The sequence below is a fragment of the Shewanella sp. M-Br genome (genome assembly GCF_036245925.1).
Lineage (GTDB): Bacteria > Pseudomonadota > Gammaproteobacteria > Enterobacterales > Shewanellaceae > Shewanella > Shewanella oncorhynchi.
In genome coordinates, this window is record NZ_BJBV01000034.1 from 10628 (window position 1) to 35535 (window position 24908).

Sequence of the window (24908 nt, forward strand, 5' to 3'; positions counted from 1 at the left end):
GCTTATCCTTTCTCAGCAAGGCTGATGCACACTGCGGCAACTTGTTCAGTCGCATCCAGTACCGCAACGTCTCTCGCTCTTTGGCCCATACGGGCTAATTCTGTTCTGTCATTGGCGAGCAACTGTAATTTGTTCGCCAGTTTATTCACATCCAAGATGGCCTGTGGCAATAGGAAAGCTGCGCCAGCCTCAACCAATACTTGAGCGTTACGGGTTTGGTGATCATCCACTGCATGGGGATAAGGTACCAGAATACTCGGTAGCCCCACCGCTGCTAACTCAGACACAGTCAAGGCGCCAGCTCGGCACAATACCACATCAGCCCAGCGATAGGCGGCTTCCATATCGTCGATAAACTCAGCGATATTCACGCCACCATCTTGTCCTTGTTGCTGATATGCCGCCTTCACGCCCGTAAGATTATCTTTACCCACTTGATGCCAAACCGTCACTGACTGCTGCTGACTCAGTATCGCGACAGCTTCTGGCATAAGATCGTTAAATACTTTGGCGCCAAGGCTGCCACCGACCACGAGCACTTTTAAGGCTTCATCAGCCTCATGCTTAGGTTCTGCACCTAAGGCAATCAGTTCTTGGCGAATCGGATTACCAACGACCTTGGCCTTCACTGTGGTAAAGGTATTTTTAAAGGCGCATAACACTTGCGTCGCAATCCGCGACAACAACTTGTTTGTCATCCCTGGGATGGCATTTTGTTCATGCAGCACCAGTGGAATACCGGCTAATCTTGCCGCAACACCACCTGGGCCACTGGCGAATCCGCCCATGCCAAGGACCACATCGGGTTTAAACTCCGCAATCACGGCCTTAGCCTGCAAGATTGAACGCACCACTTTAAAGGGCGCCGCGAGTTTTCTGATCAAACCATTACCGCGCACACCTTTGATATCAATGAAATCAATATCAAATCCATACTGGGGCACTAAACGCGCCTCCATACGATCGGCCGTGCCTAACCAACGCACTTGCCAACCCTGTTGAGCTAAATACTTAGCCACCGCCAGTGCCGGGAACACATGTCCTCCCGTACCACCCGCCATGACTAAAATACGTTTTCCTATTGGAGTCATCACTTCAATCTCCCTTGCACGGCCTGAACTAATGTCATGCGCCGCTCGTAATCAATGCGCAACAACATCATAGCTGCCGCAGTCATGACCCATAAACTACTACCACCGTAACTGATAAAAGGTAATGTCAGCCCTTTGGTTGGCAACATGCCGATACTCGCGCCGACATTCACCACAGTCTGGAAACAAATCCAAATACCGATGGCATAACCTAAATAACCTTCAAATGGCTTATCCATGGCTAAACACAAATTACCTAAACGAATCGATCTCAGCGCCACAAATAGCAGTACAGATAACACGGCAATAATGCCGATAAAGCCCAATTCTTCCCCGATCACGGCAAAGATAAAGTCTGTGTGCGCTTCGGGTAAATATTCTAATTTTTGAATACTATTACCTAGCCCTTGGCCAAACCAATCGCCGCGACCATAGGCCATCAAAGATTGAGTCAACTGGTAACCGCTACCGAAGGGATCTTGCCAAGGATCCATAAAGGAGGTCACTCGGCGGATACGATACGGTTCCAATAGCACTAGGGCCACAAACGCCAATACGCCCGCAAAAATCAAGGCAAAGAAATCGAGTAAACGCGCACCGGCTAAAAACAATAGACCAACCGTTCCCACAAATAGCACTACCACAGTACCTAAGTCGGGCTGCATCAAAATCAGCACAGCGTAAATCGCAAATACTGCAATCGGCTTATAGAAGCCTTTAGCATTCTCGCGCACTTCCTGATGACGCCTCACTAAGTAACCCGCCATATAGATGGCGAAGGCAAATTTAGCGACTTCCGCCACCTGGATGCGAATAGGGCCTATGGATAACCAACGCGTTGCACCGTTTACCGTAGTGCCAACCACCAATACAGCCAACAACATCAAACCCACAATCAACAACAACATGGGGCTCCAGCGCTGCCAAGTCTGCATCTCTACTCTTAGCACAAATGCCGCAATGAATAAGCAACCCACTAAATAACCCACATGGCGAGTCATAAAATAAAATGGGTTCCCCGTGAGCGTTTGCGCTTCAGGCATAGAGGCTGACATCACCATTACAAAGCCGAAGCTAATCAAAGACAACACAGCCGCGAGCAAAGCACGGTCGTACAATTGCACGCCCGGGACTTCGGTATCACGTTGCCAATTGGGTATTGCTAAACGCAAACGCCCAAATAGGCTAAGTTGTCTTGCATCACTCGCCATTAAGCTGTCCCACGAGGTTTCTAAAATCATCACCTCGAGCCATGAAGTTACTGTACATATCTAAACTGGCGCAGGCTGGCGATAATAAAACGATATCACCAGAGGTTGCCAATTCAGCGGCTTTCGCTACCGCAGCAGCCATAGTGTCGACTCTTATCGAGCCGTCTTTCAATGCAGCAATCTTTTTGCCATCACGACCTAAGGTAATGAGGTGTGTTACTTTCGCTAATGCCACGCCTAAAGGTTTAAAATCAGCACCTTTGCCGTCGCCGCCAGCAATCAAAATAATATCGCCTAAGTGGTCACTCAAGCCATCGAGCGCGGCAACGGTGGCGCCGACGTTCGTCGCTTTCGAGTCATTGACATAGGTCACGCCATTCTTAATCCCAACCACTTCACAGCGATGGGATAAGCCGGTAAAGCTACGCGCCACTTTTGCCATAACGTGCTTATCGACACCGACGACATCCACAAGCGCCATCGCCGCAAGTAGGTTGGCATGGTTATGGCTGCCAATCAGCGACACTTCAGTGATCGGCATTATTTCGCTGCTGCCGTGATAAATCTTGCTGTCGCTGATACCCCATTCGTCCGCTTCTGGCGCCGCTAAACCAAAACTGTTTTGGTTCATTGGTTCTGGTGGTACGGTCAGTTTATCGTCACGATTAAAAAGTACGGCACGGGTTTGTTTATATAAGCGTAATTTAGCCTCGCGGTAGGCATCGATGTCACTGTATCTGTCCATGTGGTCTTCGCTGATATTCAAACAGGTCGCCACCACACACTTAAGACTGTGGGTGGTTTCCAATTGAAAGCTCGACAACTCAAGCACAAATAAGTCCGCATTTTCATGCAGTAAATCCAGCGCAGGCACACCGATATTACCTCCGACGGCAACAGCAATACCCGCTTCCCTTGCCATCTCGCCCACCAGCGTAGTGACGGTCGATTTTCCGTTAGAGCCAGTAATGCCAATCACACAAGGTTTACGGTCAGCAATCTCACGGGCAAATAGCTCCACATCGCCAATCACCTCAATGCCCATATCCACAGCGGCACGCACCTCTGGGGTATAAGTGGCAATGCCGGGACTGATAATGATCTGCGTCGCTTGCACAAGATAACGGCAATCGAATCCGCCAGAAATCAGCTTCACATCAGGAAAAGACGTCGCTAACGTTTCGGCGCCCGGAGGCTGCCGACGACTGTCCATCACCAATGGCGTAATGCCCTTTCCACACAAATAGCGCACCACGGACAAGCCCGTGGCCCCCAAACCTAACACTATGTGTGAATACTGATTTTGCATAACCAATTACCTTAACTTCAACGTGGCTAAGCCAAGTAAGACGAGGAATATCGAGATAATCCAAAAACGCACTATCACTCGAGGTTCAGGCCAACCTTTTAACTCATAGTGATGGTGGATCGGCGCCATGCGGAAAATACGCTGGCCGCGTAACTTGTACGAACCCACCTGCAGGATCACCGACAGAGTTTCCATCACGAACACGCCGCCCATGATCACTAACAAAATTTCTTGGCGAACAAGCACTGCGATCGTGCCAAGTGCAGCACCTAATGACAGTGAACCCACATCGCCCATGAAGACTTGCGCGGGATAAGTGTTGAACCATAAAAAGCCTAGACCCGCACCGACAATGGCGGTACAGACAATCACAAGCTCACCCGAGCCAGGTAAATGCGGAATATGTAAGTAGTTTGCAAACTGCGCGTGACCCGACAAATAAGCAATCAAGGCAAACGCCGCCGCGACCATTACCGTCGGCATAATCGCCAAACCATCGAGACCATCGGTTAAGTTCACCGCATTACTCGAACCCACTATCGTGAAGTACGCCAATACGATAAATACGGCGCCGAGTTGTGGCATCACGTCTTTAAAGAAAGGCACCACTAATTGGGTTTCGCCTGGATTTGCCGCTGTGGCATACAGAAAAAAAGCAATAAGCAGCGCAGCCAAAGATTGCAGAATGTACTTCCAGCGCGCGATCAAACCTTTAGTGTCTTTACGCACCACTTTGCGATAATCGTCGATAAAACCGATCAAACCGAAACTGCCGAGCACAAACAGCATGACCCACACATAGCGGCTACCGAGATCGCCCCACAGCAATACGCTGATGAAAATAGCAGCCAATATCAGCAAGCCCCCCATAGTCGGCGTGCCACGCTTACTAAAATGTGATTCTGGACCATCGTTACGCACAACCTGACCAATTTGCAGTAATTGCAAACGTTCAATCAGTTTAGGGCCAAACCATAAGCTAAAAACCAATGCAGTCAATAAGCCTAAAATGGCTCGAAATGTTACATAGGAAAACACGTTAAACCCGGTATGAAAACGGGTTAAATACTCGGCCAGATATACCAGCATTTACACTAACTCCCCACGCCCGAAGGCTACTGTTAGGCCATCCACGACCCGCTCCATGGCGGCGCTACGTGAACCTTTAACGAGAACCGTTACCTGTCCCGGCAACTGGTTTATATGCTTTATAAGTTTTTCTACTAACGTCGCCACACTGTCATAGTGCTCCGCACCGAAAGCTTGGCTCGTGTGCTGACTTAAAGTTCCGGTACAAAACAAGGCATCAATCCCCTGTTGCTTGGCCAGTTGCCCTAGTTCAGCGTGTAAAAGGGGCGCATTGTCGCCTAATTCTCCTAAATCTCCCAGTACCAGACAGCGATTTTCAGAAATTTCCTTTAACCAAGCGATCGCAGCGCCAACGGACACAGGATTTGCGTTATAGCTATCGTCGATTAGACGCACGCGTCCCAATTGACTCGGCTGCATACGTCCTTTCACTGGCGTTAATTGGCTCAAGCCTTCAGATATTTCAGTCAAACTCAATCCCAAAGCAATACAAACACTTGCAGCGGCGAGAGCATTACTCACCTGATGACGACCCGCCAACGGCAATACCACTTGGCAAGATTCACCTAAATAATTGAGCATAAAACGATAGCAACCATCCGCATTAGTCTTATGGCCTGTCGCTATCACGTCGATATGACGTTTAGCGGCACCATCTTGCTGGGAGAAGCTCAGTTGCTTATAAGGTCTTGCCTTAACGCTCATAAAATCAGCGAAGGCATCATCGGCATTGATGATGGCAGTGCCATCGGCCTGCAGATGATTAAAAATTTCTGACTTCGCCTGTGCGACACCCGCTTGTGATCCAAATCCTTCTAAATGGGCGCTGCCGACGTTATTCACCAGCGCGACATTTGGACGCACAAGTCCCGAGGTGTAATCGATTTCACCTTTATGGTTAGCGCCGAGCTCGAATATCCCAAACTCATCCGCTGGCGTTAAACGCAGCAAAGTGAGCGGCACACCAATCTCATTATTAAAATTGCCAGCGGTATAGAGGATTTGATGCTTTGCCGACAGAATGGTCGCGATCATTTCCTTCACGCTGGTTTTGCCGTTTGAGCCAGTCAAAGCAACACAAATCGGATTGATCTGGTCACGAACATAAGCACCAATCGCACCCATGGCTTTTTGACAATCAGCCACTATGAGCTGCGGGATATCAAAAGCTAACTCACGCTCAACCATTAACGCCGCGGCGCCGTTCGCAATAGCTGTAGCTGCAAAATGATGGCCGTCAAAGCGCTCACCCTTTAAGGCAACAAACAGGGTTGCAGCGCCGATTTTGCGGCTATCACTGCTTAAATCTTGGATGGTGACGTCGTCACCGACTCGATGCACGCCTAAGTGTTGACTTAGAGTCTCGAGAGAAAGAGGGATCATCTTGATTGCTCCAATGACCGGTGTGCCAATACACATCCATCATAATGTTGACTTAGGGTCCAGAGAGAAAGAGGGATCATCTTGATTGCTCCGCTAACTGGCGTGCCAGAGCGCGTTCATCATAGTCATGACGCACACCTGCCGCCTCTTGGTAAGTTTCGTGGCCTTTGCCCGCAAGCAAGATCACATCGCCAGGTTTAGCCAATGCCACAACCTCTTTAATTGCTGCGATACGGTCAACCTGAGTCAATACCTGCTCTGGTGTTGCAAGCCCTTGGATAATATCGGTAATAATTTGCGCGGGGTCTTCACTGCGCGCATTGTCGCTGGTCACCATAATGCGGTCGGCAAACTGTTCAGCAGCTTGGCCCATCAAAGGACGCTTGCCCTTATCACGGTCGCCGCCACAACCAAACACGCACCATAAATCACCAGCACAATGGCGACGTAGCGCGTTTAACGCTTGTTCTATCGCATCGGGTGTATGGGCATAATCAACCACTAAGGTGATGTTATCCGCTGTAGTGAAACGCTCCATACGACCTGCAACGGGCGTTAAATATTGCACCTGCTCGGCTAACACTTTCATATCAAAACCTTGCAGATACAAGGCCGATAACGCCGCGAGTAAATTAGAGAGATTAAAGGCACCAAGAAGTGGCGAGTGGATTTGAGTCTCGCCCTCGGGCCACACTAAGGTTGCACTGACACCTTGATCGTCAAACTTGGCATTTTTGGTATAAAAAGCCGCACCTTGATGACCTTCAATGCTAAAACCCCAAATCTGCGCAGGCACAGGCTTAAGCTCAATCAACCAAGAGGCGCCAACTGCATCGTCGAGATTCAATAAACCGTGACCTAAAGTGCTGAAACGAAATAGGCTTTGTTTAGCGGCGGCATAGCTTTCCATATCGCCGTGGTAATCGAGGTGATCTCGCGTCAGATTAGTGAACACGGCAACATCAAATGGTACTGCGTCGACGCGGCCTTGCACTAAGCCGTGGCTCGACACTTCCATGGCGCAGACACTCGCGCCTTGGGCTTTAAACTCATGCAACTGATGCATTAAGGTAATCGCATCGGCTGTGGTGTTACCACTATCAACAAGCTCGCCCCAGAGACCATTGCCAAGGGTGCCCATGACGGCGGCTTTGCGCCCCAATGAAGTCACCAGTTGTGCAATGAGTTGACTCGTAGAGGTTTTACCGTTAGTTCCAGTAATACCAATAACCCCAAGGGATGGCATAACGGCAGACTTGTCCGCTAAGGGATAACGCTGGGCGGCAATTGCCGATACCTGACGACTTAACTGAAAGAAATAAATCTGCACACCGTGCTCGGCATTATCGCCCAGCAACACTTTGCCATGTTGGTCAGCCTCATCCGTGTGAACTAATACGCCTGCGGCACCTAAATCTAAGGCTTTTTCAATAAACTGTCTGCCATCGACCTTATGTCCTGGCAGCGCCAGAAACACATCGCCGCGACGTATTGCGCGGCTATCTAAGGTCAGATCATTGAAGGACTGCGCGCCAGCATAATGTAGCCAAGGCGCTAGCAAATCCCGTAATAACATCATTCTGCTCTCCCAGCGGCGATTCCCGCCAATTGCACTTGTTCTTTATCGGTAATGGGTTCAACGTTTAACATTTGCAGTGCGCCAGACATGACTTTGGCAAATGCAGGCCCCGCCACTGAACCACCATAATAGAGATCGCCCTTAGGCTCGTTCACTACCACCACTATCGCTAATCTAGGATTATTCGCAGGAGCAACACCCGCAAATAAAGCAACATAATCATCACCATAACCACCAGCAACTGCCTTACGACTTGTGCCAGACTTACCTGCAACTGGATAACCGTCGATGTGAGCTAAGGTGCCAGTGCCACCTTTTTCCGTTACACCGACCAGCATTTGCATTACATCGTGGGCCACATTTTCAGAAATGACTCGCTCACCGACAGGTGGCTTTTTCAGTTTCATTATCGAGACAGGGAACAAAGTGCCGCCATTGCCTAAGGTGGCGTACATACGCGCAAGTTGAAGTGTTGTTGCCGTTAAGCCGTAACCAAACGACAAGGTGGCACGTTCAAAGTCTGACCAACGGTGACGATCTTGAATCAAGCCAGCGCTTTCACCCGTGAGGTTAATTCCCGAAAAACTACCAAGTCCCATGGATTGATAAGTGCCGAGCAGTTGCTGCACCGGAATAGACAAAGCCAATTTACTGATGCCGACGTTACTGGATTTAGCCAAAATACGCGCCAAACTCATATCACCATAGTTCGCGGGGTCACGTACTTGGCGACCACCTAAACGCATCCAACCCGGTGAAGTGGCAATAATATCGGTCGATTTAACTGTGCCAGCTTCAAGCGCTGCGGCTACCACAAATGGCTTAATGGTTGAACCCGGCTCAAAGGTATCTGTCATAGCACGGTTACGCATTCTGAAGGTTTGCAGATTGTCGCGCGCATTGGGGTTATACGAAGGCGTATTCACCATAGCCAAGACTTCACCCGTGTGAATGTCGAGGACGACAATCGAACCCGAAGTCGCTTGGTTCATCTCAGTGGTGCGTTTTAGTTCGCGATAGGCTAATTGTTGGATCCTATGATCGATACTCAGCACGAGATCGTTAGGGCTCTCACCTTCCTGCACTATATCCAGACGCTCGACGACATGACCATCGCGTGACTTACGCACTTTTTGTTTGGAAGGCGTACCTGTTAACCAACTATTGTAAGCATTTTCAACACCTTCAATCCCAACATCATCAATGTTAGTGATACCGATAAGCTGAGCAGTGATTTCACCACCAGGGTAATAGCGGCGGGATTCAGATTTAAGGAAAACACCGGGTAATTTCAGCTGAGTGATGTAATCCGCGACCGCGGGAGTAATTTGGCGTTTCAAGTAGGTGAAGCGTTTGGTGGGGTTACTGCGCACTCGCTCTAACAAATCTTCGAGGGGCTCATGCAACACATCGGCTAAGGCTTGCCAGCGGCGCATATCGGCAAAACCATTACTATCATTGACTTGTTTTGGATCAGCCCAGACGGCTCGTACAGGTACGCTCACGGCCAGCATGTCGCCATTACGGTCGGTGATCAAGCCACGCTGCACTTCACGACTAGTGGTCCGCAATGTTCGCATGTCACTTTCGTGACGTAATTTGTCGGGCTCGATAATTTGAATGTAAGCTGCGCGTCCCACTAGGCTGCAAAACAACGCACACACAAACCCGACCACTACGTATAAACGCCAGTGGATCAATTGAGGTTTTTGCGGTTTGCTTACCCGTTTGATTTTCGCTTGCCTAGTCATATCTTCCCTATACTCACGGCACCTTTACCACAACTTCTTCGCTGGGTAACGGACGACTCATGTTGAGTTCCTTAGAGGCAATACGCGTAATACGACTGTGCTCAGTCTGCGATTGCTCTTCTAATAATAAATTGCGCCACTCAATATCTAATCTATCTCGCTCCTGCAGTAACTGGTCCCACTGGGTTGTCAGTTGACGGCTAACATGGCTGCCATAAACCACGGCAACCGCATTACTCAGCACAAGCAAGGCTAATAACAAGATCCATTTGTGCAGCCATAAATCATGTAAAACGATCCGTGGCAGATTAATCGAGGGCTTACTCACAGTGCGCCCCTTAGTAATCTAAACGCTCGGCAATGCGTAACACTGAGCTGCGAGCTCTGGCATTGCGTTCGATTTCTTCGTCGGATGGCATAATCGCCTTGCCCACGGCACGTAACTTACGCGACTTGTTAATTTGATCTTCAGTAACCGGAAAACCGTGCGGTACACTTTCGCCTTGGCTATGACGACGAATAAAACGCTTCACGATACGATCTTCTAAAGAATGGAAACTAATGACCGATAAGCGTCCTTGGGGAGCGAGCACATTGACCGCTCCTTCAAGAGCCTGATCAATTTGATCTAATTCACTATTGATATAAATGCGGATCGCTTGAAACACCCGAGTCGCAGGGTGCTTATTGCGTTCTTTATTTTTAGTGATACGCGCAATTAAATCGGCTAAATCTTTAGTACGTAAAAACGGCGTTTTCTCACGGTCGGCAGCAATACAACGGGCAATATGGCGAGCATTTTTCTCTTCACCGTAGGTTTTAAATACCCAAGCCATATCTTCAATTTCGGCCCGAGCCAACCATTGCGCAGCCGTTTGGCCTTGACTGTTATCCATACGCATATCGAGTGGACCATCGCGCAAAAAACTAAAACCGCGTTCAGCATCGTCTAGCTGGGGTGAAGACACACCTAAATCGAGTAATACGCCATCAATTTTGCCCACAAGCCCAAGCTCTTCGACATAATCGGCTAATTGACCAAAGCCACCATGCACGATTTGAAAGCGTGGATCGTCAGCAAATTGTTTGGCCGCTTCAATCGCTTGAGGATCACGATCGATGGCGATCAATCGACCATGTTCACCGAGTTGTTGTAATACTTGTCTTGAATGACCACCGCGGCCAAACGTGCCATCGATATAGATGCCATCGTCTTTGATGTTTAAACCGCCAACCGTTTCTGCTAGCAGTACGGATAAATGGGCAAATTCTTGACTCATTACTCTCTTCTTATTTAGTTATCACGACTCGTTAAAGTGAAAAATCCGCGAGGCGCTCGTTATTAACGAGATCCTCACTTCGAATCGTTTCCTGACATTCATCAATTTGCTGCAGCCAAGATTGCTCATCCCACAGCTCAAATTTATTCAATTGCCCCACCAGCATGATGCGCTTATCTAAATTGGCATATTGCCTTAACGGTGGCGGCAGTAATATGCGCCCATTACTGTCGAGCTCCACTTCGTGGGCGTAGCCGAGTAACAGGCGTTTTAAAGATCTCTGGGTTTTATCGGTATCTGAAAGCTTCAACAACTTAGCTTCGATCAATTCCCATTCGTGAATGGGATACAAGAGTAAACAGGCGGATTGGATATCGACGGTAATCACGATGCGGCCTTGGTGCTCAAGCTGCAAAGGTTCGCGGTATCGCACTGGAATAGCGATCCGTCCCTTTGTATCTAAGTTGATAGCACTGGCTCCACGAAACACGCTAATTCATCCTATCCTTTGATTTTTGATCCACAAATATCCACTATTTCCCACAACTGCTAAGTTTAGGGACAGTCGACAAGCATTGTCAAGGGATGGGATCCTTTTATAAATCCAGTCGGCAAGCGGGTTAGCCGCATGTTGAGCACTTAACCGCGCGACAAACTTTTGACAAGAAAAACCATTAGAGATTGACTAAACAGAGGAAACAACAGGAATAAATAGCGCCGATATATTCAGCAACCTTTTGCTTTCAGGTGCTTGCGATGAAAAAAATGGGGAATTATTTCTGTATTTGTGGGATTTTACGGGTCGAGAAATAACGTCAAACTCAAAAACGCAACAAAACAAACTTACGTCCATCCTTATTCGACAGTCAAAAAAGAGTTTAAATCAGCATAAAAATCTAAATTTTTATTCCAAATAAAGACGTTCATCTTTTTACTAATGGCTGAATATTAATGTCGCGATTGCGAGAAAGATCAAAAATCCCACGTAAAATCCACCAAAAGAACCACTTTCTCCCTATACATTCACCTTATACCCGCACTAGCTACCTAATGGCTCGCCTTATTCGCCTTAACAAGTTAAACGGCGTATAGTCTAAATATTGACCTACTTCAGCCGATATCATATTAAGAGGTGTAATAACAAGGAGGCGTTATGAGTGGATTGGATAGCATTTATGCCATGCTGGCACAGCCAGTAAAAGCCGTGTTTCACCCTAAACGGGTTGTTGACCAAGTCAGCAGTGCAAGCGCAAATGCCCCCGATAGCCATGAAACACCGCAGTCGCAGTTACCTCCAGCGTTAGAAAGCCACGATACTAAAGTTAGGGAAAGACGCAAAGAATCAGATAACAATAAAAATAAGAAACGCCGTGCATCGGATGAAACCGAAACGCTAAAACTAAAAGAAGGTGTCGTACTTGAAGTGACCGATGATTCCGCAGAAATCAAGAAGCCACCGAGCCAACATATCATTGATGTAGAAGTATAAATCCGTACTGATATAAAACGGAAAAGGCGCAATCCCATTGGATTAGCGCCTTTTTATTAGCCTCTTTTAGCAGCACTATCGAGCATGTCTGAAATCAGGCCAGATTTCGAATCATGCGATACCTCAAATTAAGTTTTATCTCAAACCAATGCCGCCTCAAGGCGTATTGTTTAAGTTCGAGTTCTGGCCACCGCGTCCTGCCAACCTTCGTATAGCTGTACTCGAGTCTGGGCATCGATATTAGGGATAAAATGCTTATCAATGCAGGCTTTGTGCTCAAGCTCTATCACACTCTCCCAAAAGCCCACTGCCAACCCAGCTAAAAATGCCGCACCTAAAGCGGTTGTCTCACAAACGCTTGGCCTTAACACTTCGACATCGGTAATGTCGGCTTGAAATTGCATCAAAAAATCATTAGCGACCGCGCCGCCATCCACCTTTAAACGCTTAAGGCTGACGCCACTGTCTTTGGTCATAGCATCGAGTAAATCTTTACTCTGGTAAGCGACAGATTCTAACGCTGCCCGAATAATATGATTACGGTTGGCGCCACGGGTTAAACCAAAGAGTGCGCCACGGGCATTGGGATCCCAATAGGGCGCACCGAGTCCCACAAAAGCGGGCACCAGATACACGCCATTAGTATCGGCGACCTTAGAGGCAAAATACTCGGTATCACTGGCGTCACGAATAAGCCCCAGTTCATCCCGCAGCCATTGAATGGTCGCACCGCCCATAAAGACTGAACCTTCGAGGGCATAGTTCACTTCACCCTTAGGCCCCACGGCAACTGTGGTCAGTAACCCATGGTTTGAGCGCACCGCTTTTGTCCCTGTATTCATCAACAAAAAACAACCAGTACCGTAGGTATTCTTCGCCATGCCGGGCTCGACACATAACTGACCAAAAAGCGCAGCCTGTTGATCGCCCGCCATTCCTGCGACTTGGATTTCACTGCCTTCGCCCGCTATCCGTGTCGTACCATACACGCTGCAGGAGGGTTTAACGTCAGGCAACATAGACAAGGGAATATCTAAGGCTTCGAGTAACTTATTATCCCAAGTCAGGCTATGGATATTGAATAGCAAAGTGCGGGCAGCATTGGTGGGATCGGTGACATGCACCTTGCCCTCGGTTAACTTCCACACGAGCCAAGTATCGATAGTCCCGAACAACAACTCACCACGCTCGGCTTGCTCACGGGCATTGGGCACATTATCTAGAATCCACTTGATCTTAGTGCCTGAAAAATAAGGGTCTAGTAATAAACCAGTATTCTCACGCACATATTCTTCTAACCCTTGAGCTTTGAGTTGCTCACAAATCTCAGCGCTGCGACGGCACTGCCACACTATCGCGTTATAAATAGGTTTACCTGTGGCCTTCTCCCATATAACAGTGGTTTCCCGCTGATTGGTAATGCCAATGGCGGCCACTTCATCGCTGTGAATACCCGCACGCGCCAATACTTCAATTAACACTGAACTTTGGCTTGCCCAAATCTCCATAGGATCATGCTCGACCCAACCCGGATTAGGGTACAACTGGGTAAATTCCCGCTGGGACACGCTGACAATGTTTGCGTCGTGATCGAACACTATCGCCCTTGAGCTGGTCGTGCCTTGATCTAAGGCCACCACGTATTTTTTCTGCACGCTACTATCCTATCTGAACTCTCCGCCGCCTTTTTATGCTAGGGAGAATTAACATGATCCACCGACTTATGCAGTGAATATATTCGGAATTTACCGCCGTGACCAGCAAGCAAGCCGTAAAACAAGATAACGCCACCATGCTATAGCTATAAAAAAGCCCTGAAGATTCAGGGCTTTTTTTAACATACTGAACTTACATCTTGTAGCTCATTTGGATACCCGCAAGCCATACATCGCCGCTTGCTTCGCCGTTAAAGTTAACAGTCGCTAGGTTCAATAGGTTTTGCTGTTCATTGATTGGCGCATCGCCAGTCGCTTTAATATAAGTCACAGCAAAATCAACGTTCAGGTTCTTAGTTGCCTGATAACCTGCGCCCACAGAGAACCACAGACGGTCAGAGTCTGGAATTGTGGTTGTGCGCCACTCGTCATTTGCCGCCGTTTTATCTAAAGCAACACCGGCACGCACTAACCAGTCGTTATTCACTTGATAAGTCGTCCCTAGCGCGAAGCGCCAGTTATCTTCGAAGTGCTCTTCTTTAACTAAATCAGACTCTAAGCCGCCCTTAGGCTTAACTTCACCAGGGAAATAAGCCACTAGTTGATCGAATACGCTCCAATCGGTCCAGTTTACACTCGCATGCATGGCCCAGTTATCGGTCAATTGGTGATGGGAAGCTATCTCTGCAAAAGCGGGCAATTCAAGCGGTAAATAACCTTCAATGGACACATCTTGGCCGCCAGTGTACAGAACACCAGACGCATGGCCATCTAAGTCCAGTTGCACGCCGCTGTGATAAGCAAAACCTAAACGGTGAGCAGGATTAATTTGCCAGCTTGCACCTAACTGCCAGCCGTAACCCACATCATCACCCTTCATGCTTTTCAGCTCAGTGCCACCTGGAGGTAACACTGCCTGCACAGGAGCCGGCAGAGCAGGTTTGATATCATCGACCCAACCTGGTAATGAGGCACCGATTTCGCCTTCACCATAAACGATACGTACACCAGCACCAACGCTGACAGCATCATTGATGCGATAAGCGATGTTTGGATTAAATTCAACGGTCGTAACCGAAGTCTTGTTACCAAAAATAGCCGCTGCGTGGGTCGCGGGTAATTCAGTGGCTAGACCATAATTAGAGTTTACCGCTAGGCCCCAAGTCCATTGATCATTTAGCTGATTTGAATAATAAAAATTTGGCACGAGTGCGTCATCGGCCACATCCAGTGCATCGCCACCTTTCATAACAACAGGATTTGGACCAATTAACGGTGAGCTAAGGCTGACATCACCTGTCACATCGACGTTTGGCATAACGTAAATGCCACCCGCGGACAACTGACGTCCTTCTAAATAAGTCAGCATTGCAGGATTTCGACCTTGAGCCGAAGCGTTATCCGCCATAGCGGCTTCACCCGCAAAGGCGCGACCTAAACCTGTAGCAGAGTATTCCGCAAGTTGAAAACCCGCGGCATGGAGTTGAGTCGTTGAACTTAACAAGGCTGCAGTGACAGCCAAAGTCAGAAGACGTTTTTGCATTGTTATTCTCTAATCATATTATTGTTATCTGTACTACTTAGATGAGTACTGCGGCGTTCAGGCAAAATAGAGCAAACACTCCATATTGAATGCGCAGCAGTTTACTTATGCAGAAGATGTTTGCAACCAAAGGAGATAAAACAGACAGAAAATCTAAAGAAATACAAATTTAAAACAGATTTAGTGATATACATCACCATTAAAACAAAAAACCACCTTTAAACACTCAAAAATCATTCACGACAGTCGTGAGATTTAAATTAATAAATCAAAAAATACCAATATTAAACAACAAGATAAAAAATTAAAACTCTGGAACACCTGTAAATCATTTAAACTCGACAAATTCAGCATAAATCACTGCAGAGAATAAAATTTTCTAGTATCAAAACGACAATAAAAATTTATGCTTTAAAATACAATTAATTAAATTAAGAGTGTATTGAGATTTAAAACAAAAACGCCTAGGTATTAACCTAGGCGCTTAAATATAGACTCAACACCAGTACAAATGTGCGCTGAAAGTTTAGCGGCGCCAACCTTGGATTTGAGTTTCGTACTGACTGATTTGCGCAGCATGGGACAAGGTCAACCCAATAGCATCTAACCCATTGAGTAGCTTATGTCTCGCCGACTCTGCCAGCGTAAAACTAAACTCAGCACCTGACGGTGCAATCACTTTACAGCTTGTGAGATCAACCGTGATTTGCGCGCCTTCTTCTGCCGCCACTTCGTCCATCAACTGACGCACCTGCGCATGGGTTAACGCCACAGGCAATAGGCCATTATTGATTGAGTTGCCGTAAAAAATATCGGCAAAACTCGGCGCAATAATGGCGCGTAGGCCAAAGTCCGCCAGCGCCCAAGGCGCATGTTCGCGGCTTGAACCACAACCAAAGTTTTCCTGCGACAAAAGAATTGAAGCGCCTTTATAACGAGACTGGTTCAATGAAAAATCAGGATTGGGCACATCGCCCGCATCATCTAAATAACGCCAGTCATGAAATAAGTGCACCCCAAAACCATCGCGCGTCACCTTAGACAAAAACTGTTTCGGAATGATCTGATCCGTATCGATATTGGTGCTGTCGATCATGACCGCAAGCCCGGTATGGGTCGTAAAAGGTTGCATTAACTTCTCCTCTTGGGTTTACGGTAATTAGTAAGGTTTACGAATATCGACAAAATGCCCAGCCACCGCAGCGGCGGCGGCCATTGCAGGGCTCACTAAATGGGTACGACTGCCGCGGCCTTGACGACCTTCGAAATTACGATTACTGGTCGAAGCACAGCGATCGCCCGCCTCTAATCTGTCATCGTTCATCGCCAAACACATAGAACAACCCGGTAAACGCCACTCAAATCCCGCTTCAATAAAGATTTTATCTAAGCCTTCGGCTTCGGCTTGGGCTTTCACTTGACCAGAACCAGGTACTACAATCGCGGTGACGCCACTCGCGACTTTACGGCCTTTGGCATGTACTGCGGCGCTGCGTAAATCTTCAATCCGCGAGTTAGTACAAGAACCGATAAATACTTTGTTGATGTTGATATCTGTCATAGGCGTACCCGCACTCAGGCCAATGTATTCTAGGGCCTTTTCCATACTAGCTCGGGTACTTGGATTTACTTCATCAATAGGATTTGGCACTTTTCCATCGATCGCTACGACTTGGCCGGGGTTTGTACCCCAAGTCAATTGTGGCGCAATATCGGCGGCATCTAACTCAACGACAGCATCAAATACGGCGCCGTCATCGGTTTTAATGGCTTTCCAGTAAGCGACAGCCTCTGCCCAATCTTCGCCCTTGGGTGCAAATTCGCGGCCTGCTAAATAGTCGAAAGTGGTTTGATCCGGCGCGACCATGCCCGCTTTAGCGCCCATCTCAATTGCCATGTTGCACACTGTCATGCGGCCTTCCATCGACAGGGCTTCAATCGCCTCACCGCAGAACTCCACCACATAACCCGTGCCACCATCCATGCCGATTTTGCCAATAATAGCGAGTACGATATCTTTGGCGGTCACGCCATCGGTGACATGACCACGCACTTCAATCTTCATGGTCTTAGCTTTTAACTGACGCAAAGTTTGCGTCGCTAAAACGTGCTCTACCTCGGACGTACCAATGCCAAACGCCAATGCCCCAAAGGCGCCATGGGTCGCAGTATGGGAATCACCACAGACAATCACAGTGCCGGGTAAGGTAATACCCAACTCTGGCCCCATCACATGCACAATCCCTTGATTAGGATGATGAATGTCGTATAAACGCACACCAAAGTCTTTACAGTTTTGCGCTAAGGTTTCAACCTGTGCGCGCGCCATTGGGCTTAGCGCATCTAAGCTGGCACTACGGGTCGAAGTGTTGTGATCCATAGTAGCAAAGGTTTTTTCCGGTGCACGCAGTTTGCGGCCCGCTACCTTTAAACCACTGAATGCTTGAGGAGAAGTCACTTCATGGACTAAATGTCTGTCGACATAAATGATCGGCGCTTCACCTTCAGGAGTCGCTACAACGTGGGCATCCCATACTTTTTGATACAGCGTTTTTGCCACCGCGTTTTTTGGCACAGTCGTCATTACACACCTTCCTTTATAGCATTGGCGATAAAGTCACCCATCTCGGCGGTTGATTTAGCTTGGCTACGCTTGTCGCTGCTCAATAGCTCACCGGTTAAGTAGCCAGAATTTAATGCTTTGCTGACGGCACGCTCAATCGCACACGCAGCTTCTTCTTGCTTTAAGCTGTGGCGCAACATTAATGCCACCGACAGAATTTGGGCGATAGGGTTTGCAATGCCTTTGCCCGCGATATCCGGCGCACTGCCACCCGCTGGTTCAAATAAACCAAAGCCAGTACTGTTCATGCTCGCCGATGACAACAAGCCCATAGAGCCCGTTAACATCGCGATTTCGTCGGATAAAATGTCGCCAAACAGGTTAGAACATAGCATCACATCGAACTCATCGGGGCGGCGTAGCAACTGCATGGTCGCATTATCGATATAGATGTGTTCAAGCTCGACATCGGGGAAATCTACCGCGACTTCTTCTACCACTTGGCGCCATAACACTGAACAGGCGAGCACGTTGGCTTTATCCACTGAGGTCACTTTTTTACGGCGACCACGGGCAGCTTCGAAGGCGATGCGGGCGATACGGCTAATTTCGCGACGGCTATAACGCATGGTATCGAAAGCTTCTTCATTTTCGCCTTCGCCTTGACGGCCCTTTGGCTTACCAAAATAAATGCCGCCGGTTAACTCACGGACACATAAAACATCAAAGCCACGGGCGGAAATATCGCTACGCAGCGGTGACATATGTTCTAAACCATCATGCAATTTAGCTGGGCGCAGATTACAAAACAGTTCGAAGTGACCACGCAGTGGCAATAACGCGCCGCGCTCAGGTTGCTCATTTGGCGGTAACTTTTCCCACTTAGGGCCACCGACTGAACCAAATAGGATCGCATCGGCCGCTTCACAGCCCTTTAGCGTGGCATCGGGTAAGGGACAACCGTGGTTATCAATGGCAATACCGCCAACATCGAATTCAGTGTATTCGATATTCAAATCGAAACGCGCTTCAACCTCACGCAACACTTTACGCGCCTCTGCCATCACTTCTGGGCCGATCCCATCCCCTGCTAATACTGCTATTTGATAACTCATACGCCAGCCAACTCCTTTAAATGTAAATGCTTTATGCTCGACCTTGCTATTCTCTGGATGCTTTTAGCGACTAGACGCCGCCTAGCTCTCGATTTTTTTGCATGCTTTGTTTGTAATCGGCAACCTTGTCTGCGCGGCACGTTAAGTTCATCACATGCACTAAAGCGCGCGCCGAGGCTTCGACCACATCGGTCGCTAAACCTACGCCGTGAAAGTTCTGCTCGTGGTAAACCGCGGTAATGTCGACTTGGCCTAAGGCATTTTGACCTACGCCCTTAGCGCCTAGCTTGTAGCTGATGATATCGATTCGGCGATCGGTTGCGCGGGCAATCGCGTTATAGGCAGCATCGACAGGACCATTACCCGTTGCGGCTTCGGTTTTAATTTCGCCGCCCACTTCGATACGCACAGTCGCCGTAGCTACGCCTTCAGTTGAGTCAGACTGCACCACTAATTGCTGCAATTGATAGTGATTGTCTTCTTCGGCCTGCGCTTCCATAAAGGCTAAGGCTTCTAAATCATAATCAAATACTTGGCCTTTTTTATCTGCCAATTTTAGAAACTCTTCATACAGAGTATCCATATTGTAATCGTGCTCGCTATAGCCCATTTCTTCCATGCGATGCTTGATCACATGGCGACCCGAGCGCGAGGTCATATTCAAGTTGTTGCGATTCAAACCTATGCTTTCTGGCGTCATGATTTCATAGGTATTTTGTGCTTTTAACATGCCATCCTGATGGATGCCCGACGAATGGGTAAAGGCATTGGCACCGACAATAGCCTTGTTCGCCTGCACTGGCATATTGCATAACTGGCTGACTAAATTAGAAGTACGGTGAATTTCTTTGGCATTAATGCCCGTTTCTAGCCCTAACATGCCCTTACGCGTCGCTAAAATCATAGCGATCTCTTCCAGTGAACAGTTACCCGCACGCTCACCTATGCCATTGATCGTACATTCAATTTGACGCGCACCGTGTTGCACTGCAGTTATCGAGTTAGCCACAGACAAACCTAAGTCATCGTGGCAATGCACTGAGATCACCGCTTGGTCGATATTCGGCACCCGATTAAACAAAGTTTGAATGATATTGCCAAACTCGCTGGGCACTGTGTAACCGACCGTATCGGGAATATTAATGGTGCGCGCGCCCGCACGAATGGCCGCTTCTACCATACGGCATAGATTATCGATGGGCGTACGCCCCGCATCCTCACAGGAAAATTCCACATCGTCGGTAAAACGGCGGGCATACTTCACCGCGCCTACGGCCATCTCTAACACTTGATCGAAAGAACGCTTCAACTTGCTCTCAACGTGAATCGTCGAGGTCGAGATAAAGGTATGGATACGGAATTGATCTGCAACTGACAAGGCCTGCGCCGCAGCATCTATGTCCTTTTCCAATGCACGGGATAAGGCACAAACACGGCTATTTTTGATGGTACGCGCTATAGTCTGCACTGACTCAAAATCACCGGGTGAAGAAACCGGAAAACCCACTTCCATCACATCCACACCGAGACGTTCCAGCGCCATAGCGATCTGTAGTTTTTCTTTGACCGACAAACTTGCGGCTAACGCCTGCTCACCATCACGCAAGGTAGTATCAAATATTATGACTCTGTTAGACATCTCGCTTCTCCATGGAACGTCACCGTTCGTTAGTTAATTTTTGCCGTATTCAGATACAAAAAACCCCGCAACATCGGTGCGGGGTTTGTGAATGCTTTGCCTCTTTATCGAGCGTGCAACACTAAGACCTCCGCGTATAAACCGCGAGAGAGAGAAGGAGGAGGTCGAGTTTGCGGCTAATAATATTCATTTAATCTGTATATTTATTCTGTTTAAATTATTGAGGACGGTTAATATTTAACTTGCCTAGCCGATAGTGTCAACCCTAATTTTTTCATGTTCCACTCATTCAACCTGTCTTAAGGCTAATAACGGTGAGTTTCATCCCCAAATTAGTGATCGATTCCACAGAATTAACCAGCTGTTTGGATTCAGAAATCACTGGGATGTGTTAACTTATTCCCCTTAGAAAAAAATAGTTTTTTATGCAAAAAACGATTAAGAAAAGTTATAATCCCGCCTTAGTGATTAGGGATATTAGAACTTACGCATTTTATATGGAGCACAAAATGGATTTTCGCGTCTTGGTACTGAGCCTGTTGTTATGGCTGTTTCCCTTTGGGGCCAGTGCTATAGACCAATTAGATGAACTCACTGAACTCGTCTACCAATATCCCAGTAAAGCACTCACTCAAATAACAGCGTTAGAAAAACAATTTGCGACCAGTGCAAGCTCAGATATCAATCGACTCAGATTAAGTGTATTGAAATGCCAAAACCTACTACAAATAGGGGAAAATGAAGCCGCTATCAACGTCGCTCAATTAGGCGAAGCAAACGCTAAACAACTTAAGCTAGATCAAGTACGACCTTACTTTTTGATCTGCCAAGCCGACGCCAACCTTAGCTATAACAATATTCAAAATGCCCTACCTTTGCTTGATTCAGCCATTAACCTAGCGCGACGTTACCAGCAACCACAAGCCTTAGTCGATGCTTTACGCTTACGTGGCCAACTCGATACTGACACTGATAACTTCTCCTCTGCTATCGAAGATTTACGCCTCGCGATTGATATTTATCCGGATATTCATGCTCAAACCCAAAATTGGATTTGGCCACCACAGGCCTATGTGTATGCCGCCATGGGAAATTTACTTTATGCCACCCATGATTTCCCCCAAGCCATGTATTACACCAACTTAGGTATACAAAGTGCCGATGCAAAAGGGAAAGTTTTACACTTTATTTTACGCAATGCAGCTCGGATAGCGCTTGATAATCAAGAGTTTGATTACAGTGATAAACTCGAACAACAAGCTAAAGCGCTTTTACCTGAGCTAGGTTCGCCACTTGAACTCGCCTACAGTTATGCCATTTTGGCCTCAATCGCGCTCGATAAAGGCCGCATCGATAATGCCGAAGAGTATCTTTCTATCGCGATTAATACGTTTAAAAAACAAAATCAACAATTAGCGACAATGCGTTCAACTCGCCTACTCGCCCAAATTCGTTTTGCTCAGCATCAAGAAGATGCCGCTTTAATCCTCATGAATCACGCTATTGAGCAAGCTGAAAACCTAAAGCAATACTCAGATCTCAAAGGATTCTACGGGATCATGAGCGATCACTACTTAGAAAAAGGGGATTTTAAACAAGCCTATTCTTTCTTACTCAAACGCTATCGAGCGGCCGAGCTCACCAATCAAGCAATGAATAATGCTCGGATATTGCAGTTTAAGGCCCGTCTAAATCAACAAGATCTGCAGCAGGAGCCAAATAGCACTGCACCAGAAAAAGATTCAATCTTACAAGAGCTAAATGTCGATTGGGCCTATAGCACACTGTTCTTAATCGCAATGGCATTATTGGGCGGAGCTATTTGGTATTTGATTGATAAACAGAATAATCGTGCCCCACATATTGAAGGTAATGAACCTGCGGAAACGCTGCTCCAACAAGTCACATCAGCATTAAACAGTGCCAAACAAGGTAATTACCCACTGTCTTTATTATTGTTTAATGCGAGTCAGATCCGTCAAGTTGACCTACCTCTCTTACAGGATGAGCTACAACACAGACTACGGGAGCAAGATAAGTTAATCCGATATTCGATGGATGAAATTGTCATTATCCTGCCGCATACCTCGGCAACTGGTGCTAAAAGAGTCGTTAGTCAGTTAGTTGCTTACATTCAGCCTTGGCAGGGTTCAAGTAAGGTCAATATTGGTATAGCGGCGATGCAACAGTTTGATACCTTAGAGTCTTTAATTAAGCGAGCCAGTATCAATCAATTGGGCAAGGTTAAAGTCAATGAGAATAATCCAAACTATTATTCTCCCGCTAAATAAGCCGCGATTTCATCGAGAAAAGCGTCACCGAAACGGCTCAGTTTACGCTCGCCAACCCCGTTAACGGCGAGCATTTCCCCCGCGCTCGTTGGCATCATGGCTGCCATTTCTGCGAGGGTAGCGTCGTTAAAGACTAAATACGGCGGCACATCCTGCTGCTCGGCAATGGTTCTACGCAATAACTTCAACCGTGCGAACAATTTACGGTCATAATTCAACGGTGCTTTAGACTGACTCGCCTTACGTTTTGTGGTTGTTAACTGAATACGCGGTTCAGCAAGCATTAGCGCCACTTCCCCTTTGAGCACAGGCCGTGCCGATGGGTTTAAGGTAATAGAGGAGCCACGAGTCACATCTTGACTCGCCAGTCCCAAGTGGATCAATTGACGGATCACACTCAGCCAATACTCATGGCTCTTGTCTTTACCAATCCCCCAAGTCGTGAGTTTGTCATGCCCTCGATCGACTATCGGTGCGCCTTTCGAACCGCGCAACACTTCAATTAAATGATTGATACCAAAACGCTGGCCTAAACGGAAAATACATGACAACACCTTCTGTGCATCTTCGGTGCCGTTATAACGCTTAGGCGGGTCGAGGCAAATGTCGCAGTTACCACAGGGCTCTAATGCACTCTCATCAAAGTAATGCAGCAACACTTGGCGGCGACAGGTCTGCGCCTCAGCAAAGGCGGCCATAGTATTAAGTTTGTGGAATTCGACCTGTTGCTGCGGTCCTGGCTCGGACTGTTCAATCAAATGTCGCACCCGACCAATATCGGCGGGATCGAACAACATAAAAGCTTCTGCATCGAGCCCATCACGTCCTGCTCGGCCCGTTTCCTGATAATAGGCTTCGATACTTTTTGGGATATCGTAATGCACCACAAAACGCACATTCGACTTATTAATACCCATACCGAAAGCCACAGTGGCAACCACAATATCGATTTGATCTTTAAGGAAACTATCCTGTACTGCACCACGGTCTTCCTGCGTCATTCCCGCATGATAGGCCTTGGCATTAAAACCTTGCAGACATAAACGGTCAGCCACTTCATCGACACGACGGCGACTGCTGCAATAAATAATGCCGTTAGTACCATTCTGCTGCGTTAAAAAATGTCGTAACTGATTAGCTGCATTAAGCTTTTCGGCGACTGTATAGCGAATATTGGGCCGATCGAAACTTGAAAGTAAACGGAACGGGTCAATACCGAGCCGCTCACAAATACTCTGTCGAGTCGCCTGATCTGCTGTTGCGGTCAGCGCCATCATGGGCACATAGGGGAAGAGTTGCTTTAACTGGCCGAGCGCCGCATATTCAGGGCGAAAATCATGACCCCACTGACTGATACAATGCGCCTCATCGATGGCAAACATCGCCAGCTGGATAGACTGCATACGCTCAATAAAATCAGCGGTTAATAAGCGCTCAGGTGACACATAAAGTAACTTCAACTCACCGTGGCGTAGCTGCCTTAATACTTCGGCACTCTGCTCACGCGGCAAAGAAGAATTCAGATAAGCCGCAGCAACACCGGTTTGCAATAAGCTATCGACTTGATCTTTCATCAAAGAAATCAATGGGGAGACGACAATAGTGATGCCATTCATCATCAAGGCGGGTAACTGATAACACAGACTCTTACCGCCGCCCGTTGGCATGATCACTAAGCAATCTTGCCCGCCGCAGACACGTTCTATCACCTCCCGCTGACCGTCCCTAAAGTCACGGTAACCAAACACCTGCGCGAGGCGTTGCGAGAGCGGATCATCATGCGTGTCGAGTACGAGCTTTTCCATGGATCTTCTATGTCAAAAGTGAGGGGGCCTATTCTATACCCAAACTAGTTCAAAATGCAGGATTCAACGGTAATTTAAAGCGCTTTAGACGAGGCAATTCACCACGATTGCAGCT

Annotated in this window: 19 protein-coding genes; 2 read left to right on the forward strand and 17 right to left on the reverse strand. The window is 47.6% G+C overall.

Translation table 11 applies throughout. From position 1 onward, the window contains the following. Positions 1 to 2 precede the first annotated feature (2 nt). The 10 genes from murG to mraZ all read right to left on the reverse strand — a co-directional run bounded on the left by murG (position 3) and on the right by mraZ (position 11183). A complete protein-coding gene (gene murG, locus AAA952_RS21055; RefSeq protein WP_113941075.1) occupies positions 3 to 1091 on the reverse strand; it encodes an undecaprenyldiphospho-muramoylpentapeptide beta-N-acetylglucosaminyltransferase in 1089 nt (362 codons plus the stop codon). Further along, a complete protein-coding gene (ftsW, locus tag AAA952_RS21060) occupies positions 1091 to 2302 on the reverse strand; it encodes a cell division protein FtsW (protein WP_113941076.1) in 1212 nt (403 codons plus the stop codon). The genes murG and ftsW overlap by 1 nt, the downstream gene beginning before the upstream one ends. Beyond that, entirely contained in the window at positions 2292 to 3611 is a 1320-nt protein-coding gene (murD, locus tag AAA952_RS21065) for a UDP-N-acetylmuramoyl-L-alanine--D-glutamate ligase (protein ID WP_338259391.1), read from the reverse strand. The genes ftsW and murD overlap by 11 nt, the downstream gene beginning before the upstream one ends. A 6-nt stretch (positions 3612 to 3617) precedes the next feature. Continuing rightward, positions 3618 to 4700 (reverse strand): phospho-N-acetylmuramoyl-pentapeptide-transferase, encoded by a 1083-nt coding sequence (gene mraY, locus AAA952_RS21070; RefSeq protein ID WP_006079891.1) that lies wholly within the window; start codon positions 4698 to 4700, stop codon positions 3618 to 3620. Further along, a complete protein-coding gene (locus AAA952_RS21075; protein WP_338259393.1) occupies positions 4701 to 6083 on the reverse strand; it encodes a UDP-N-acetylmuramoyl-tripeptide--D-alanyl-D-alanine ligase in 1383 nt (460 codons plus the stop codon). A gap of 76 nt (positions 6084 to 6159) precedes the next feature. After that, positions 6160 to 7662: a UDP-N-acetylmuramoyl-L-alanyl-D-glutamate--2,6-diaminopimelate ligase gene (murE, locus tag AAA952_RS21080; RefSeq protein WP_338259395.1), complete on the reverse strand. Its 1503-nt coding sequence runs from the start codon at positions 7660 to 7662 to the stop codon at positions 6160 to 6162. Then, complete coding sequence (locus AAA952_RS21085) at positions 7659 to 9413, reverse strand: penicillin-binding transpeptidase domain-containing protein (protein WP_105251191.1); 1755 nt, start codon at positions 9411 to 9413, stop codon at positions 7659 to 7661. Before AAA952_RS21085 ends, murE begins: the two co-directional genes overlap by 4 nt. 13 nt (positions 9414 to 9426) lie before the next feature. Beyond that, positions 9427 to 9741, reverse strand: a complete 315-nt coding sequence (gene ftsL, locus AAA952_RS21090; protein ID WP_105251190.1) for a cell division protein FtsL — start codon at positions 9739 to 9741, stop codon at positions 9427 to 9429. 10 nt (positions 9742 to 9751) lie between these two features. Next, positions 9752 to 10693, reverse strand: coding sequence for a 16S rRNA (cytosine(1402)-N(4))-methyltransferase RsmH (rsmH, locus tag AAA952_RS21095; protein WP_105251189.1), 942 nt, complete (start codon positions 10691 to 10693; stop codon positions 9752 to 9754). 31 nt (positions 10694 to 10724) lie between these two features. After that, positions 10725 to 11183, reverse strand: a complete 459-nt coding sequence (gene mraZ / locus AAA952_RS21100) for a division/cell wall cluster transcriptional repressor MraZ (protein ID WP_105251188.1) — start codon at positions 11181 to 11183, stop codon at positions 10725 to 10727. Positions 11184 to 11846: 663 nt separating this feature from the next. Here mraZ and AAA952_RS21105 point away from each other — a divergent pair. Next, positions 11847 to 12182, forward strand: a complete 336-nt coding sequence (locus AAA952_RS21105) for a hypothetical protein (RefSeq protein WP_173247350.1) — start codon at positions 11847 to 11849, stop codon at positions 12180 to 12182. A gap of 170 nt (positions 12183 to 12352) precedes the next feature. Here AAA952_RS21105 and glpK read toward each other — a convergent pair whose 3' ends face one another. The 6 genes from glpK to leuA form a co-directional block, all read right to left on the reverse strand. Next, positions 12353 to 13837 (reverse strand): glycerol kinase GlpK, encoded by a 1485-nt coding sequence (gene glpK / locus AAA952_RS21110; protein ID WP_173247352.1) that lies wholly within the window; start codon positions 13835 to 13837, stop codon positions 12353 to 12355. Between the two features lie 193 nt (positions 13838 to 14030). Next, the gene (locus AAA952_RS21115) at positions 14031 to 15380 is read right to left on the reverse strand and encodes an outer membrane protein transport protein (RefSeq protein WP_338259402.1); all 1350 of its coding nucleotides are present in this window, start codon (positions 15378 to 15380) and stop codon (positions 14031 to 14033) included. Between the two features lie 526 nt (positions 15381 to 15906). Then, complete coding sequence (gene leuD, locus AAA952_RS21120; RefSeq protein ID WP_338259404.1) at positions 15907 to 16512, reverse strand: 3-isopropylmalate dehydratase small subunit; 606 nt, start codon at positions 16510 to 16512, stop codon at positions 15907 to 15909. 27 nt (positions 16513 to 16539) lie between these two features. Continuing rightward, on the reverse strand, positions 16540 to 17940 hold the full coding sequence (gene leuC, locus AAA952_RS21125) for a 3-isopropylmalate dehydratase large subunit (protein WP_338259422.1): 1401 nt from the start codon (positions 17938 to 17940) through the stop codon (positions 16540 to 16542). Between the two features lie 23 nt (positions 17941 to 17963). Next, complete coding sequence (gene leuB / locus AAA952_RS21130; protein WP_338259406.1) at positions 17964 to 19058, reverse strand: 3-isopropylmalate dehydrogenase; 1095 nt, start codon at positions 19056 to 19058, stop codon at positions 17964 to 17966. 70 nt (positions 19059 to 19128) lie between these two features. After that, complete coding sequence (gene leuA / locus AAA952_RS21135) at positions 19129 to 20697, reverse strand: 2-isopropylmalate synthase (RefSeq protein WP_113941087.1); 1569 nt, start codon at positions 20695 to 20697, stop codon at positions 19129 to 19131. Positions 20698 to 21206: 509 nt separating this feature from the next. On the opposite strand from leuA, the gene AAA952_RS21140 reads away from it, so the two are divergent. Continuing rightward, entirely contained in the window at positions 21207 to 22988 is a 1782-nt protein-coding gene (locus tag AAA952_RS21140; protein ID WP_338259408.1) for a diguanylate cyclase domain-containing protein, read from the forward strand. Here the strand turns inward: AAA952_RS21140 and recQ are convergent. Next, positions 22970 to 24793, reverse strand: coding sequence for a DNA helicase RecQ (gene recQ / locus AAA952_RS21145; protein WP_263207452.1), 1824 nt, complete (start codon positions 24791 to 24793; stop codon positions 22970 to 22972). The genes AAA952_RS21140 and recQ overlap by 19 nt on opposite strands. Positions 24794 to 24908 lie beyond the last annotated feature (115 nt).

Coding starts and splice junctions, on each gene's coding strand:
- murG (WP_113941075.1), bottom strand. CDS start 1,091: ATGACTCCAATAGGAAAACGTATTTTAGTCATGGCGGGTGGTACGGGA.
- ftsW (WP_113941076.1), bottom strand. CDS start 2,302: ATGGCGAGTGATGCAAGACAACTTAGCCTATTTGGGCGTTTGCGTTTA.
- murD (WP_338259391.1), bottom strand. CDS start 3,611: ATGCAAAATCAGTATTCACACATAGTGTTAGGTTTGGGGGCCACGGGC.
- mraY (WP_006079891.1), bottom strand. CDS start 4,700: ATGCTGGTATATCTGGCCGAGTATTTAACCCGTTTTCATACCGGGTTT.
- AAA952_RS21075 (WP_338259393.1), bottom strand. CDS start 6,083: ATGATCCCTCTTTCTCTCGAGACTCTAAGTCAACACTTAGGCGTGCAT.
- murE (WP_338259395.1), bottom strand. CDS start 7,662: ATGATGTTATTACGGGATTTGCTAGCGCCTTGGCTACATTATGCTGGC.
- AAA952_RS21085 (WP_105251191.1), bottom strand. CDS start 9,413: ATGACTAGGCAAGCGAAAATCAAACGGGTAAGCAAACCGCAAAAACCT.
- rsmH (WP_105251189.1), bottom strand. CDS start 10,693: ATGAGTCAAGAATTTGCCCATTTATCCGTACTGCTAGCAGAAACGGTT.
- AAA952_RS21105 (WP_173247350.1), top strand. CDS start 11,847: ATGAGTGGATTGGATAGCATTTATGCCATGCTGGCACAGCCAGTAAAA.
- AAA952_RS21115 (WP_338259402.1), bottom strand. CDS start 15,380: ATGCAAAAACGTCTTCTGACTTTGGCTGTCACTGCAGCCTTGTTAAGT.
- leuD (WP_338259404.1), bottom strand. CDS start 16,512: ATGCAACCTTTTACGACCCATACCGGGCTTGCGGTCATGATCGACAGC.
- leuB (WP_338259406.1), bottom strand. CDS start 19,058: ATGAGTTATCAAATAGCAGTATTAGCAGGGGATGGGATCGGCCCAGAA.
- leuA (WP_113941087.1), bottom strand. CDS start 20,697: ATGTCTAACAGAGTCATAATATTTGATACTACCTTGCGTGATGGTGAG.
- AAA952_RS21140 (WP_338259408.1), top strand. CDS start 21,207: ATGGATTTTCGCGTCTTGGTACTGAGCCTGTTGTTATGGCTGTTTCCC.
- recQ (WP_263207452.1), bottom strand. CDS start 24,793: ATGGAAAAGCTCGTACTCGACACGCATGATGATCCGCTCTCGCAACGC.